Raw genomic sequence first — 14340 nt, forward strand, 5'->3', positions numbered from 1 at the left:
GATATTGATGGGTTACGTGGCCTGGCCGTTTTACTCGTTGTATTCTTTCATGCTGGCTGGCTCTCTGGCGGTTTTGTAGGCGTTGATATTTTTTGCGTCATATCTGGCTACTATATGAGCAAAACTGCGCTAATGAATACCCCCTTTACGCCATGGAAATTTGTCGCCAGGCGAATACAGCGGTTATTACCGGCACTGCTTTGCATGGTTACCGTCGTTTCGCTCGCTACACTGTGGTGGGTATTACCCATGGACAGGCAGGATATTGCGTACAATGGCTGGACGGCACTGCTTTACGTCTCGAATTTCTGGGCCTCGCATCATGTCGGTTATTTTGCCGGGCAATCATTGGCGTATCCTTTTTTGCATACCTGGTCGCTCTCTGTCGAGATGCAGTTTTATTTGCTGATACTGCTTCTGGGTATCACTCGCCAAGGATGGGGGGCACTCTGCTGCATTGCCGTTGGTTCCCTGGTTGCAGGCCAGTTCAATGGGGGAATGGGGTACTACGGTTTTATCGAGCGTCTGTGGCAGTTCGCGATAGGGGGGATTATTGCCTGGCTTCCCGCACGACGTTTGCTGGCGCCCTGGTTATCATCGCTCATCTATTGCCTGGCAACGACCAGTATTGTGGCCTGTAGCATTCTGTTTCAGGGAAACGATGCTACACCATCGCTATGGGCGCTGATACCCTGCCTTTCGGCAGCCATATTACTGCTGATACCTGATGCCCCGGCAAACAATCTACTCGCCACACTTTCACCGGCAGGACGAATTTCTTATTCCCTGTATCTCTGGCACTGGCCGGTTATTGTCTGGGCGACCTACTTCTTCGAGCGGCAAATAACCGGCCTGTCCATGGCGCTGTGTATTGCGGCGGCCATTGGTATCAGCATTATCAGCTATCTCTTTATAGAGCGACGCATCTCTGTCTTACTGCTGTTAGCCATTAATGCGGTGGCGGCAGCACTCCTCCTCATCATCTCGCACCTGTCATTGTACATATAGTAACAATATAACATTACGAAATATTTCGCTTTTCGATGAGAATCGTCCTGGACCCAATCAGGAGAATTAGCGGATTATGACCCCGTCCTCACCCCCTGTGGCACCGCCTAAAGTCACGCCGCGTGGCCAGCGTTTGCTCATCACTCAGGCTTGTCTTTTCGGTATTTTGGTCATCTTTGGCATGGCTTATGCCTTACTGGAACTCTTTTCCAGCCCTGGTTTATGGTTATCAGTCACTCGCTTGTTATTGTCGGCATCGTTTGTCGCGCTGGCCTTTGTTGAAAATTCACTCCGCTGCGAAGGCATTCAGTCACCAGAACCTGAACTGATTGCTGATCCCGGCGCACAATCACGCCCACGCCGTCAGCTATTGCCGCCTAATGTTCACGTCTGGTTGAATTATTTCCACCAGCATTTGGCCACTACGGTGATCACTGCAGGCCTGGCACTGGCGTTTGCCATCTCAAATTTAGCAGACACGACGCCAGTCGACCCGAGCGATGTGCCCCCCTTGACCGTCAGCGTCGTCTTTATTCTGTTGTGTTTTGCGCTGCTGCTGATTGAGCGAATGCTCAGTTTTAAAGTCGTTCGGGGATGGCAATATCAACAGGAGCACATTGGTCTTGCCCGCGCCCTGCTCAGCATCTTTATATTACTTTCGCTGGCCCTGCTCGGCGCGATGCTTTCTCCTGCCCTGGCGCTGTGGGCTGTTAAGCTGGCGACCCTCATCCCGCTACTGATGGCGGTTGAGTATCTGCTACGAGCTCTGGCTGCCGTGACGCACCCTCTTCCCGCGGAGTCCGAGCCTCGTTTTCTCACGCGCAGTCTGCTGACCGCGCTGTATCAATGGCCGCTGCGACCGGTCGTTTTTTTGTTGAGCGCATTCCATCAGCGTTTTGGCGTCGATCTGCGCCAGATCCAGGCCTTCCGTCTGATGGCTAAAAAGCTGTTGCCGGTGACTTGCGGCATCGCCGCACTCGGCTGGTTACTCAGCGGATTAACCGAAATCACGTTACATCAGCGGGGAATCTATGAACGATTTGGCCGCCCAACGGCCATTCTGCAGCCCGGTCTGCACGCCGGCTTACCCTGGCCCTTTGGTCGGGTTATCGCCGTTGAAAACGGTACGGTACATGAGTTACAGCTCAGTGATAACACGCAGGTGAGTCAAGCGGAAACGCCACCCGACAGCGCGGAAGGACCTGCGCCGCAGAGCAGCTGGCGTCTGTGGGATAACGACCATGCCACCGACCAGTCTCAGGTGATTGCCAGTACCACGATGGACAGCCAGAACTTCCAGATGGTCAATACTGACATTCGTTTGATCTGGCGCGTTGGCCTCACCGATAAAGACGCACTTAACAGTCAGTATCAGACGCAAGACTTGCCAGGCCTGATACGCAGCGTGGCACGCCAGGTGCTGATGACCCAATTTGCCAGTAAGCAGCTCGATGAATTACTCGATGAGCAACGAGCGACGCTGGCAACCACCCTGAGCCAGCAAATCCAGCAGCATCTGACCGCCCTCAATACCGGGGTGGAATTGCTGTTCACCCGCATCGAAGCGATTCATCCGCCTGCCGGGGCAGCCGATGCATATCATGGCGTACAGGCCGCACAAATCGCGGGTAACGCGTTAATCGCCCGCGAAAAAGGCTACGCCGCTACGGTGGCCAGCGAAGCGCAACGTAACGCGCAAACCGGGATGTATAGCGCGCAGGCCACGGTGGCAGAAAACCTATCGAAGGCTCAGGCCGCAGCGACCAACTTCGCGGCGGAAGAGCAGGCATGGCAGCTGGCGGGCGCGGCGTTTATCACTGAACGACGCTACCAAATCCTGAGCCAGACCCTGGCGCATACCCCGCTTTTAATTCTCGACGCTCACCTCCAGGGCGCGAACCAACCCGTCCTGGATTTACGCCAGTTTCCCGCGTTAACGGACAGCACCGCTCCACAGAAGGCCAGCACGAAATGAAGATAACCGCGATAACCCCCGCCAACGACGCGCCCAATGCGGTTAAAAGGCAGACGTTTCCCAAAGCCCCATCACCACGAAAACGTGCCCTGCGCTTCGGCGTGGCGGCCTTACTGGTGATGCTGGCCGTGCTGACAGCAAGTCTGCTGGAAGTTCGCGCTGGTAGCGCGACGGTCATTACCCGGTTCGGCGATCCGGTGCGGGTTCTGCTCACACCCGGCCTGGCATGGCGAATTCCGGCCCCCTTTGAATCGCCGGTTGATGTCGATTTACGCATCCGCTCCACCTCAAGTGGCCTGCAGGACGTCGGCACCCGGGATGGACTGCGGGTCCTGATGCAAGCCTGGGTTATCTGGAAAGTAAAATCAGACAACGACGACGTGCTGCGTTTCATCCGTGCCGTACAAAATCAGCCGGATGAAGCCGCCCGCCAGATCCGCACCTTTATTGGCTCGGCGCTGGAAACCACCGCCAGCAATTACGCGCTGTCGGATATCGTTAACGTCGACGGCAAAAAGGTCAAAATTGCCGAACTGGAAGAGCAGCTTCAGTCACAGCTTAAAAACCAGTTACTTAACAGCTATGGCATTGAGGTTATCCAGACCGGCATTGAACGCCTGACGCTGCCAGCCGTGACCTTAAACGCCACCGTTGACCGGATGCGCGCGGAACGTGAGACCATCGCCGCCGAACGCACGGCTGAAGGCAAACGGCTGGCGGCGGAAATCCATTCCAAAGCCGATCGCGACGCCCGTATTCTGGAAGCTGATGCCTCGGTAAAAGCCGCCGCCATCACCGCCGACGCCCAGCGCGACGCCGCCGGAATATACGGCAAAGCCTGGCACAGCGACCCGCAGCTCTATGACCTTCTGCGCTCGCTGGACACCCTGAGTTCGATCGTGAACTCCAGCACCCGTCTGGTGTTGAGGACGGATGCTGCCCCGTTTAAAACGCTGGTGCAGGAGCCGGGCCAGCCGCAAGAGAAGACGCAACCATGATGCCCGTCCGTACGCCGTGGGGGCAGTCTTATCGCATCGCTTTCTTCACGCTTTATGCCACGGCCATCATTGCCGCGTGTGTCTGGCTATTCTCCTGCATCCACCAGGTGTCGCCCGATAGCCGAGCGGTGGTCTATCAGTTCGGCAAACCGGTTCGCGTGGCTAATGCGGGGCTGCTGTTTGTCTGGCCCCATCCCATCGGCAGCATCGAGCGGGTGCCTGCCTCAGAACGGATTATGGAGCGAGAGGTCCTGATGCTGCGCCGCGGCGAACAATTAGATCTCGTCAACAGCTGGGATCGTGACGGTGATGCCGGTGCCGGGGCGGGATATCTCCTGACCGGCGATGAAGGGGTTGTGCAGCTGGATGTACGTGTGTTCTGGCGTGTCAGCGATCCCATCCGCTTTGCGCTCCAGCGTCCGCATATCGATCCGCTGATCGACCGCCTCGCCGAGCGGGCGGCAGCCGTTGTTGCAATGGAACGCAATCTGGATGCTATCCTGGTCGCACGACCTGAGACGCCGCAGAATGACCAGCACTCTGCCGAGGAACGACTCCGTCTGCGCAGCGATTTCAAACAGAATATGCAACAAAGCCTCGCGCGAATGCGTGCCAGCGGCAACGATCCGGGGGTAACCATTGAGCGGATCGATATTATTTCCTCACTGCCGGATAACGCCGTCGCGGCCTTCAATGCGGTACTGACCGCCAGCCAGCAGGCCGATCAGGCGATTGCTGCGGCGCGCACCGCCGCCACCTTGCGCACTCAGCAAGCGCAGCAACAGGCGGACCGCACTCTCCAGCAGGCAGAAGCCAGCCGCCAGGAAACGCTGGCCAAAGCCAGCACCGATACGCAACTCATCCTGCAACTCTCACAGGTCCTGCGTGATGGCACCGACGGCGGGATGTTGCAGCGGCTGTGGCGCGAAAAAGTCACCAAAATTCTGGCGCAGGCCGGACAGGTCATTACCGTCGCGCCTGGCGACGATAGCCGTCTGATCTTACAAGGTCTTATGCCGCAAGTAACCACCCCGCCTGCCAGCGAGAAACAGCCATGAGCCATCAGTGTAGTCACGGACATATTCACTTTAGCAACAGCTTGCAAACTCCGGCTGAACAGCGTCGCATGTCGCGCCAGCTCACGCTGGCAATGGTCACCATCGGGCTGCTGTTGTTAAGCCTGCTCTGGCGCGCGATGGCACCAAAGCAGCCAGCAATCAGCGATATTCTGGCGGGCGTCGCGTGGTTGCTGGTCGCTGTACCGGTGTTCCGCGCCGGATGGCACAGTTTACGTCACCCCGATCTCCACGGCGTCACTGACCAGCTGATCGTCCTGGCGATGCTCGGCGCATGGGCACTGGGCGACCTGATGACCGCCGCGTTACTGCCGGTTATCATGATTTTCGGCCATATCCTTGAAGAGCGCAGCGTGATGGGCACCCGCCAGGCCATTGCCGGCCTGAGTAAGCTGACGCACAGCCAGGCGAGACGCGTGCGGACCGATGGTTTGCTGGAAAGCATCAGCAGCCAGCATCTTAAACCTGGGGATATTGTTGAGGTCCGCGCGGGCGATCAAATCCCTGCCGATGGCCGAATCCTTTCCGGTCATGCCAGTCTGGACGTCGCCTCGATCACCGGCGAATCGGTGCCGGTTGAAGTCTCGGTGGGGATGGCCGTTTTCGGCGGTACACTGAATCTGAACGGTTTATTGCGCCTCGAAGTCACCCATACTGGCGAGCAATCGACGCTGGGTAAAGTCATCGCCCTGATGAAAGATGCCGAGCAGGCCAAACCGCCGATAACACGGATGCTGGAACGCTACGCCGGCCACTATCTGATCCTGGTGCTGTTGATTGCCGCTACCACCTGGTTTTTAACCTACAACAGCCAGGCCATGCTGGCAGTACTGGTTGCCGCATGCCCGTGTGCGCTGGTGTTATCGGCTCCGGCGACGTCAATGGCGGGGATCGCCGTCGCCGCCCGGCACGGGATCCTGATCCGCAATGCGGCATTTCTGGAGGAGCTGGCCGATGTCGACGCGCTGATTATTGATAAAACCGGCACATTGACCCAGGGCCGATTGCGGCTGGCCGAACTGAATCAGTCTACCGAACGCTCGCGCGAGGCCGTGTTGCAACTGGCCTCAGCACTGGGTGCCGTCAGCAATCACCCGGTCAGCCGGGCGCTGGTCGACGCCCGCCACAATCATAAAGCGATCCCACTGAGTGACGTGGAGGAAATTCACGGCCTGGGCGTTATTGCCATGACGGACGCAGGTCAGACGCTGCTGGGCCGACGCGAACTGTTTGAGCGTTACCGGGTCAGCGCCTCGCCGCTACCCAGCCATGACGGTCCAGTGGTCGGCCTTGCAGAAAATGGCGTGTTTCTCGGCTGGTTTCTGCTGGAGGATACCCTCCGTCCTGAAGCTCCCGAGGCAATGGCGACGCTGAAAATGCTGGGTATCGACCATCAGCTTCTGCTAACCGGCGATCGACAGATTGCCGCGCAGCGTGTGGCCCAACAGACCGGTATCAGTGAACTGGCCGCCGAAGTGCTTCCCGCCGAAAAACTCCAGAAGGTGCATCAGGCGGTGAATGAAGGCTGGCGGCCAATGGTAGTCGGTGACGGGGTAAACGACGCACTGGCGTTAAAAGCGGGTGCCGTCGGCATCGCGATGGGCAGCAACGGTGCCGATATCGCCCTGGCTTCGGCAGATGTGGTGTTAACCGGCAGCGATTTACGCCGCCTGGCGACTGCGGTGAGGCTGAGCAGGCAGTGTCGTTCCACGTTGCAGGTCAATGTGATTATCGGGCTGGGCTGGACGGTACTCATTGTTATCGCCGCTGCCCTGGGATTGCTCGGATCCTCCGGGGCATTGATTGCCGCGATACTGCATAACCTCAGCACGCTGCTGGTATTACTGAATACCGGCCGCTTACTGCAATTTAATGAAACGCTGTGATTCGTTTACCGCTATAAATCATTCAGGGGCGCCATGCCCCTGACTATCCCGAGTTTACGACTCACCCTTCTCCACCATCAGCGGTTCGAAGACCCTCACTTCCGGGCGCAGCAGCCCGTTTTGGCCCACTGCTCCAGAATCAAACCGCCTTCCGTGTGACACGACGCGCAGTCAGCGTTGTAGTCGTACACCTTCAGCCCGCGCTCATCCATGCAAAAATCCATGCGCCCGGTAATCATGTCGTGGCGACGACGCTGCCACGAAAGTCGTCATCGCGGCCAGAGGATTTTCGGGATATTAAACAGCGCCAGCAGGTTATCGTCCTTCATCACTTTATCGGATTCGTCCAACCTAATTTTTCCAGTTCAGGGAAGCAGGCGGCTAGCGAAAATCCTGTTGTTGTTGTCGTCTGCACATTGCCAACACTGTGGCAGAAGTGGCTTAATCGTACATCTCACAGATAAGATAATCGAAACGACAACACAACATCAGGAGTCAACATGAGCTTACAGGCACAGGCACTGGAATGGGGTCACGGTCCACGGACTTTCGAGGTTTTTCTGGAACCGACTTGCCCCTATTCGGTAAAGGCGTTCAACAAACTCGACGCACTGCTGGCCGCAGTTGGGGAAGATAACGTGACGGTAAAAATTCGTCTGCAATCGCAACCGTGGCACATGTTTTCTGGGGTGATCGTTCGCTACATTCTGGCGGCGTCGACCTTACCGGACGGCAGAGAAGCGGCGAAAAAAGTATTACAGGCGGTGGCCGATCATCGTGAAGAATTTGAATTCACCGACCATTGCAGCGGCCCGAATATGCAGGCCACGCCGCAGGATATTGTTGAACGTCTTGAGCGTTACAGCGGTGTGAACGTGAGCGAGCCGTTTGCGGTACCGGAATTACAAACCGTCATCAAATGGCATTGCAAATATGCCCGTCAGAACGGCATCCACGTGTCGCCAACCTTTATGGTGAATGGTCTGGTACAGCCGGATTTGGGCAGCGGGGATGACATTTCCGTGTGGGCCGCGCGGATAATGAGTTAATCGAAGCCCTGTGCCCGGCGGCGATGTCGCCTTGCCGGGCAGTCAGACGCTTACCCCACCACCACCGTTTTTGCTTCCAGATACGCCTGCATTCCCCATTTGCCCATTTCACGTCCCAGGCCGGAATGTTTCACGCCGCCAAACGGGGCTTTGGGCTCATGGGCCAGGGTGTTGACCATCACGCGACCGGACTCAATCTGCTGCGCGATACGCACGGCGCGGTCGGTATTGCCACCCAGCACCATCGCATTCAGGCCATAATTCGTGTCGTTGGCAATCGCCAGCGCATCGGCGTCATCTTCGTAAGGAATCATCACCAGCACCGGGCCAAAGATTTCTTCACGGGCGATGCGCATCTGGTTATGCCCGACAAACACCGTCGGCTTCACGCCCCAGCCTTTTTCCATGCCCGCCGGACGCCCTTCGCCGCCCACCAGCAGTTTCGCACCTTCTTCCACGCCCAGACGAATGTAGTCCTGCACGCGCTGCCACTGTTTACGGCTGACCATCGGGCCGATTTCAGTATTGTCGTCGCGCGGATCGCCGGACTGCACCTGGCCCACCGCATGGGCAAACGCCTGCTCAAATTCGGCCTGGCGGCTGCGCGGAACCAGAATACGCGTCCCGGCAATGCACGCCTGCCCGCTGTTCATAAAGCCTGCCGCCAGCGCCAGCGGGACGGCTTTTTCGATATCGGCATCATCAAGAATAACCGTCGGCGATTTCCCACCCAACTCCAGCGTGACGCGCTTCAGCGATTGCGCGCTGCTTTCGACAATGTGTTTGCCCACCGCCGTTGAACCGGTGAAGGAAATTTTCGCGATATCCGGATGACGGTTAATCACGTCGCCCACCACCTCCCCGCGCCCGGTGATGATGTTAAACACGCCCGCCGGAATGTTCGCCTCGTGCAGCGCTTCGGTCACAATCTGCGTCTGCATGGCGCTCATTTCACTCGGTTTGATAACGGCGGTGCAGCCTGCGGCCATCGCCGTTGCCAGCTTGTTGCAGATAAACCCGGCGTCGCTGTTCCACGGCGTGATCAGCCCCGCCACGCCGACCGGCGTCATGATCACCTGCGCGCTGCCCGCCTGCTCCACAAACTCAAATTCTTCCAGGGTTTCAATCGCCTGAGCGATAACGTCTGCCGGATATTGCGCCATCCAGCGGCCCCTAGCCTGAGGTGCGCCGTATTCGGTAACGATAGCCTCCAGCAGTTCGTCCTCACGCGCGGCGACCGCTTTATGCATACGTTTCAGCACTGCGATACGCTCGTCTTTGGTGGTACGCAACCAACCCGCAAACGCGGCTTTCGCCGCAGCAATCGCCCGCTCAGCGTCCACTTCATCCGCCAGACGCACGGTGCCAATCACCGCTTCGGTGGCTGGGTTAAACAGCTCAAAGCGCTCTTCGCCGTGCGGGGTAACGAATTCGCCGTTGATATAGATGGTGTCGATGTGCTGCATGGTGTTCTCCACGTATTCTGTTTTTCAGTGTGTGGAAGGAGTATAGAAACGGATGACCGCTACGATAAGAGGGTCTATCCTGTACGGACTGTACCGAAAATCGGGATAATCTATGCATCGTAGTGGATTCACTGAGCTGGAAGTGGTGCTCGCCGTCGCGCACCGCCAGAGTTTTCGCGCCGCCGCACGGGAGCTTGGCATGTCGGCGACCGCGGTCAGCAACGCCGTCGCCGGGCTGGAAAGCCGCCTGAAGGTTCGGCTGTTTAACCGTTCGACGCGCAGCGTGGCGCTGACGCCTGCGGGTGAGCGCTATGTCGAACGCATCGCGCCCGCGCTGGCGGAAATTCAGCGCGCGTCGGAAGAGATTACCGCCGTGCCGGACACGCCAACCGGCACACTGCGCATCAACGCTCCGCAGGAGAGCGTGGCGCTGCTGTACGAACCGTTGATTGAGGAATATCTGCAACGTTATCCACAGATGCGCCTGGAAATCACCAGCGAATCGCGGATGGTGGATATCGTGGCGGAAGGCTACGACGCGGGTATTCGACTCGAAGAATCCGTGCCGCAGGACATGATTGCGGTGCCGCTGACGCCGGACATTCGCATGCTGGTCGTCGCCACGCCAGCGTATCTGGCCGCACATGGCACACCGCTGTCGCCGGACGATCTGCTTCAGCATCAAAGCGTCGGGATGCGCATGGCGCACGGCGGGATTTACCACTGGGAGCTGGAACGCCATCAGCAGAAATTCTCCGTCAACGTGCCGCCGCGCATCGTGCTCAATGAAATGCGCGCCATCCGCCACGCCGCGCTGAGCGGCATCGGGCTGGCATTTATTTCAGACCTGTTTGTGCGGGACGATATCGCCGCAGGGCGACTGGTCAGCGTGATGGCCGAGTGGTGTCAGCCGTTTGGCGGATTACGTCTTTACTACCCCGGCAGACGTCACGTCCCACCGGGGTTAAAAGCGTTTATCGATCTCGTGCATGAGATCCGTGACAGAGCACCTACGCCTTAAACAGCCAACAGGCGACGAAATGGCGCGGAGAAATTTCCTGCATCGGCGGTTCCTGCTGCTGGCACACCGGCATTACGTGCGGACAGCGGCTGCAAAAACGGCAGCCGTTAATCTCTGCAGTCGGGCTTGGGATCTCGCCTTTCAGCCCGCCGAGTTCCAGATTTCGCACGCGCGGATCGGGCTGCGGCACCGAAGCCAGCAGCGCCCGGGTGTACGGGTGCGTCGGATGGCGATACAGTTCCTCCGCATCCGCCACTTCCACCAGCTTGCCGAGGTACATCACGCCGATCCGACTGGAGATGTGGCGCACCATCGACAAATCATGAGCGATAAACAGGTACGTCAGCCCTAATTCCTGTTGTAAATCTTGCAGAATATTCACCACCTGCGCCTGCACCGATACATCCAGCGCCGACAGCGGCTCATCGCACAGCACAAACTCCGGACGCACCGACAGCGCACGCGCGATGCTGATCCTTTGACGCTGACCGCCGCTGAACTCATGCGGGAAACGCTGCAAATGCTCCTGCTTAAGTCCCACCTTGTACAACAACTCTTCGGCGCGTTCACGCTGCGCCTGCTTATCGTAGCCGTGGATTTGCATCGGTTCGGCAACCAGCTGCTGGACGGTCATACCGGGGTTCAGCGAGGAATACGGGTCCTGAAAAATGGCCTGCATCCGGCGGCGCAGCGGTTTGAGGGTTTTCTCTGAGGCGTGGGCAATCTCCTGCCCGGCAAAGGAAATCTCGCCGGAAGTGATATCAAACAGCCGCAGCATGGCACGCCCGAGAGTCGATTTTCCGCAGCCGGACTCCCCCACCAGACCGAAAGTCTCACCCGGCATAATGTCGAAACTGACGCCGTCGACGGCTTTAACCACACGCCCTTTGCTCAGCCAGCCGCCGTTCAGCGCGTAGTGCTTACGCAGGTCGCGAACACGAATTAACGGTTCATGGCTCATGCCTGAATCTCCTTATCCTGCCACAGCCAGCACGCGGTGCGGTGGCCCTCAGCGTTCGAATAAAACGGTGGCGGCGTGTCGCATTGCGCCATCTTCTGCGGGCAGCGCTCGGCAAACGGGCAGCCGGTGGGCGGGTTGAGTAACCCCGGCGGCGAGCCTTCAATCGGCGACAAACGGTGTTCCGGGTCGTCGGCGCGCGGCAGTGACGCCAGCAGGCCGCGGGTGTACGGATGCAAAGGCCGCCAGAAAATATCTTCGACGCTGCCCTCCTCCATCACCTGCCCGCCGTACATCACCACGACGCGGCTGCACACCTGCGCCACCACGCCAAGATCGTGCGTGACCAGCAAAATGGCGGTGCCGGTTTCCTGTTGCAGCGATTTTAGCAGCCGCAGGATCTGCGCCTGAATAGTGACGTCCAGCGCGGTGGTCGGTTCGTCGGCAATCAGCAGTTCAGGGTTGCAGGAGAGCGCGATGGCGATCATCACGCGCTGGCGCATCCCGCCGCTGAACTCGTGCGGATATTGGGAGAAACGGCTGGCAGCATCGGCGATCCCGACGCGGGTCAGCATGTCGATGGCCCTGGATTTCGCCTCGCGCTTCGACAGGCCTTTATTGCGGATCAGGATCTCGCTCATCTGACGGCCAATAGTCAGCACCGGGTTCAGCGCGGTCATGGGATCCTGAAAGATCATCGCGATATCGTTCCCGCGAATTCTGCGCATCTGCTCCGGCGTTTTACGCGCCAGATCTTCACCGCGAAAACGAATGCTGCCGCCAGTAATTTGGCCATTGTTGCCGAGCAGTTGAATCACCGATTTACAGGTGACGCTTTTGCCGCAGCCGGATTCCCCGACGATGCCGACCAGTTCGCCCGGCTTCAGCGCAAAACTCACGCCGCGCACCGAATGTACTTCGCCGTCACGGGTGAAGAACGATGTTCGCAGGTTGTCGAGTTCCAGTAAGTTATGCATCGCGATTGGCTCCCGGCTCGAAGGCGGTACGGAACACGTCGCCCAGCACGTTAAAACTGAATACCGTCAACAGGATAAGCACACCGGGGAACATCGCCAGCCAGGTGGCTTCCCCGATGTACGACTGTGCGTTGTTGAGCATGCTGCCCCACGATGCCGCGGGCTGTTGCACGCCGAGACCCAAAAAGCTCAGCGTCGATTCCATCAATATGGCCGACGCGATATTGAGCGTCGCGGAGACGATGATCGTCGGCAACACGCCGGGTATGATGTGCCGCGCGATAATGCGTAACGGATGCTCGCCGGACGCCCTGGCGTAAAGCACGTATTCGCGCTCCTTCACCGACAGCGTTTCGGCGCGGATCAGACGCGACATATTCATCCACGTCAACAGGCTGATAATCATGATGATGTTGTCCACGCCGGGCTTGAGATAGGCGTTGAGTACCAACAGCAGAAAGAACGCCGGGATCGCCAACAGAATATCGACGGCGCGCATCATGATGTTGTCTATCCAGCCGCCAAAATAGCCGCTCACAGTACCGACGACGGTGCCAATCAGCGTGGAAAACAGCATCACCATAAAGCTGACCATCAGCGAAATCTGGCCGCCGTACAGCGCGCGCGTAAGGTAATCGCGACCGTATTCGTCGGTGCCGAACCAGTGCGCGGCATCGGGCGGCAGCAGGCGTGCACCAAGCGACATCTGATCCGGATCGTAAGGACTGAACCCCGCAGCCAGCGCCGCGAGGATGAAAATAAAGAGCACCAAAAGGGAGAACTGCGCCGGACGATTGCGGCGCAGCTGGTGACGTACGTTTTGCCAGCGTCTGCTCATCGGCGGTTACCTCTGGGTACGAATGCGGGGATCGGCGAAGCGATACAGCAGATCTGCCAGCAGGTTGCCGACGATCAGCATTAACGACGACAGCAAAATGATCGCCATGATCAGCGGGTAGTCGAGCGAGGAGATCGCCTGAATGCCCAGCAGCCCCATGCCCGGCCACGAGAACACGCTTTCGGTGACGTACGCGCCCACCACCATTTCGCCAAATGACAGGCCAAACAGGGTGATGACCGGCAGTAGCACGTTTTTCATTACGTGGCGAAACAGAATGGTGCGATACGTTGCGCCATACGCCAGCTGGGTTTGCACATAGTCCGCCGAGAGCTGGCTGATGGTATTGGAACGCACGTAGCGCACGTAGGTCGACAGGTTGTAGAAGGTCAGCGCGATACACGGCAGCACGCCGTGGCGCACGACGTCGAGCCAGTTGTCTTCCACGCCGATAGTGCGCATTCCCATGCTCGGCAGCCAGTTGAGCTGCACCGCAAACACCGTGATCAGCAATATGCCGAACCAGAAAATCGGCACCGATATACCGATATAAGCAAACAGGTTGAGGACGTGATCGAGCCAGCGATGTTTAAACGCACCGGCCAGCAGGCCGAGCGGCACCGCCAGCACGATAGCCAACAGCAGCGACGCGCCCATCAGGCCAAGCGTGGCGGGCATACGTTCGACAATCATCTCCAGCACCGGGCGGTGATAAATCAGCGAGTAGCCCAGGTCACCCTGAAACAGGTTTTTCAGCCACAGGAAGTACTGCGTCACCAACGGTTTATCCAGCCCGAGACTCTGGCGGATACGCTCGATATCCTCCGGGGCCATGCGCGGCGTGATGTACGCTTGCACGGGATCGCCCGGCGCGAGTTTCACCAGCAAAAAAGCAACCAGTGAAATAAAGAAAAGCATCGGCAGCAGTTGCAGCAGCCGACGCGTTAGCATTGCGTTCACGACATTCCCTTCACAAAAAAGCCCCCATCCTGGGTGACACCGTTATTTTAAGGTTTTGATATTCGGGGCGACCACCGGGTCTGGCCTCCCTCCGGGAACCAGATCCCGGCGTTTCCCCGTATTCATTA

12 protein-coding genes and 1 pseudogene are annotated in these 14340 nt (G+C 58.2%); 7 read left to right on the top strand and 6 right to left on the bottom strand.

Features of this window, described 5'->3' with window-relative positions:
- The first annotated feature begins 3 nt into the window (after window positions 1–3).
- The 5 genes from MUU51_RS08365 (at window position 4) to MUU51_RS08385 (ending at window position 6943) form a co-directional block, all read left to right on the top strand.
- Window positions 4–1008 (top strand): acyltransferase family protein, encoded by a 1005-nt coding sequence (locus tag MUU51_RS08365; RefSeq protein WP_258967670.1) that lies wholly within the window; start codon window positions 4–6, stop codon window positions 1006–1008.
- Between the two features lie 76 nt (window positions 1009–1084).
- Window positions 1085–2983 carry a protease modulator HflK gene (gene hflK, locus MUU51_RS08370; protein ID WP_258967580.1) on the top strand — a complete coding sequence of 633 codons (1899 nt, stop codon included), beginning with the start codon at window positions 1085–1087 and terminating at the stop codon, window positions 2981–2983.
- Complete coding sequence (gene hflC, locus MUU51_RS08375) at window positions 2980–3981, top strand: protease modulator HflC (protein WP_258967581.1); 1002 nt, start codon at window positions 2980–2982, stop codon at window positions 3979–3981. The genes hflK (MUU51_RS08370) and hflC overlap by 4 nt, the downstream gene beginning before the upstream one ends.
- Window positions 3978–5039, top strand: a complete 1062-nt coding sequence (hflK, locus tag MUU51_RS08380) for a protease modulator HflK (protein WP_258967582.1) — start codon at window positions 3978–3980, stop codon at window positions 5037–5039. The genes hflC and hflK (MUU51_RS08380) overlap by 4 nt, the downstream gene beginning before the upstream one ends.
- Window positions 5036–6943, top strand: coding sequence for a heavy metal translocating P-type ATPase (locus MUU51_RS08385; RefSeq protein WP_159771676.1), 1908 nt, complete (start codon window positions 5036–5038; stop codon window positions 6941–6943). Before hflK (MUU51_RS08380) ends, MUU51_RS08385 begins: the two co-directional genes overlap by 4 nt.
- Before the next feature lie 113 nt (window positions 6944–7056).
- On the opposite strand, the pseudogene MUU51_RS08390 reads toward MUU51_RS08385, so the two are convergent.
- Window positions 7057–7293, bottom strand: a pseudogene (locus MUU51_RS08390) (glutathionylspermidine synthase family protein); the annotation flags it as partial.
- A gap of 150 nt (window positions 7294–7443) precedes the next feature.
- On the opposite strand from MUU51_RS08390, the gene MUU51_RS08395 reads away from it, so the two are divergent.
- Window positions 7444–7992, top strand: a complete 549-nt coding sequence (locus MUU51_RS08395) for a DsbA family protein (RefSeq protein ID WP_159771679.1) — start codon at window positions 7444–7446, stop codon at window positions 7990–7992.
- Window positions 7993–8042: 50 nt separating this feature from the next.
- Here the strand turns inward: MUU51_RS08395 and MUU51_RS08400 are convergent, their stop codons facing one another.
- Entirely contained in the window at window positions 8043–9458 is a 1416-nt protein-coding gene (locus tag MUU51_RS08400; protein WP_258967583.1) for an aldehyde dehydrogenase family protein, read from the bottom strand.
- Window positions 9459–9570: 112 nt separating this feature from the next.
- On the opposite strand from MUU51_RS08400, the gene MUU51_RS08405 reads away from it, so the two are divergent.
- Window positions 9571–10479, top strand: coding sequence for a LysR family transcriptional regulator (locus MUU51_RS08405; protein ID WP_159771685.1), 909 nt, complete (start codon window positions 9571–9573; stop codon window positions 10477–10479).
- On the opposite strand, the gene MUU51_RS08410 is transcribed toward MUU51_RS08405, so the two are convergent.
- From MUU51_RS08410 to MUU51_RS08425, 4 genes are read right to left on the bottom strand one after another with little or no spacing between them, the layout of a single operon-like run.
- Window positions 10469–11440: an ABC transporter ATP-binding protein gene (locus tag MUU51_RS08410; RefSeq protein ID WP_258967584.1), complete on the bottom strand. Its 972-nt coding sequence runs from the start codon at window positions 11438–11440 to the stop codon at window positions 10469–10471. The two genes, MUU51_RS08405 and MUU51_RS08410, sit on opposite strands and share 11 nt — an antisense overlap.
- Window positions 11437–12414, bottom strand: coding sequence for an ABC transporter ATP-binding protein (locus MUU51_RS08415; protein ID WP_258967585.1), 978 nt, complete (start codon window positions 12412–12414; stop codon window positions 11437–11439). Before MUU51_RS08415 ends, MUU51_RS08410 begins: the two co-directional genes overlap by 4 nt.
- On the bottom strand, window positions 12407–13252 hold the full coding sequence (locus MUU51_RS08420) for an ABC transporter permease (RefSeq protein WP_258967586.1): 846 nt from the start codon (window positions 13250–13252) through the stop codon (window positions 12407–12409). The genes MUU51_RS08415 and MUU51_RS08420 overlap by 8 nt, the downstream gene beginning before the upstream one ends.
- A gap of 6 nt (window positions 13253–13258) precedes the next feature.
- Window positions 13259–14203 carry an ABC transporter permease gene (locus MUU51_RS08425; RefSeq protein WP_258967671.1) on the bottom strand — a complete coding sequence of 315 codons (945 nt, stop codon included), beginning with the start codon at window positions 14201–14203 and terminating at the stop codon, window positions 13259–13261.
- Window positions 14204–14340 lie beyond the last annotated feature (137 nt).

Source organism: Scandinavium manionii, assembly GCF_024764775.1.
Classification (GTDB): Bacteria; Pseudomonadota; Gammaproteobacteria; order Enterobacterales; family Enterobacteriaceae; genus Scandinavium; species Scandinavium manionii.

Bases quoted from the DNA above. Each gene is read 5' to 3' on its own strand.
- hflK (WP_258967580.1), top strand. From the start codon at position 1,085: ATGACCCCGTCCTCACCCCCTGTGGCACCGCCTAAAGTCACGCCGCGT.
- hflC (WP_258967581.1), top strand. From the start codon at position 2,980: ATGAAGATAACCGCGATAACCCCCGCCAACGACGCGCCCAATGCGGTT.
- hflK (WP_258967582.1), top strand. From the start codon at position 3,978: ATGATGCCCGTCCGTACGCCGTGGGGGCAGTCTTATCGCATCGCTTTC.
- MUU51_RS08385 (WP_159771676.1), top strand. From the start codon at position 5,036: ATGAGCCATCAGTGTAGTCACGGACATATTCACTTTAGCAACAGCTTG.
- MUU51_RS08395 (WP_159771679.1), top strand. From the start codon at position 7,444: ATGAGCTTACAGGCACAGGCACTGGAATGGGGTCACGGTCCACGGACT.
- MUU51_RS08400 (WP_258967583.1), bottom strand. From the start codon at position 9,458: ATGCAGCACATCGACACCATCTATATCAACGGCGAATTCGTTACCCCG.
- MUU51_RS08405 (WP_159771685.1), top strand. From the start codon at position 9,571: ATGCATCGTAGTGGATTCACTGAGCTGGAAGTGGTGCTCGCCGTCGCG.
- MUU51_RS08410 (WP_258967584.1), bottom strand. From the start codon at position 11,440: ATGAGCCATGAACCGTTAATTCGTGTTCGCGACCTGCGTAAGCACTAC.
- MUU51_RS08415 (WP_258967585.1), bottom strand. From the start codon at position 12,414: ATGCATAACTTACTGGAACTCGACAACCTGCGAACATCGTTCTTCACC.
- MUU51_RS08420 (WP_258967586.1), bottom strand. From the start codon at position 13,252: ATGAGCAGACGCTGGCAAAACGTACGTCACCAGCTGCGCCGCAATCGT.
- MUU51_RS08425 (WP_258967671.1), bottom strand. From the start codon at position 14,203: ATGCTAACGCGTCGGCTGCTGCAACTGCTGCCGATGCTTTTCTTTATT.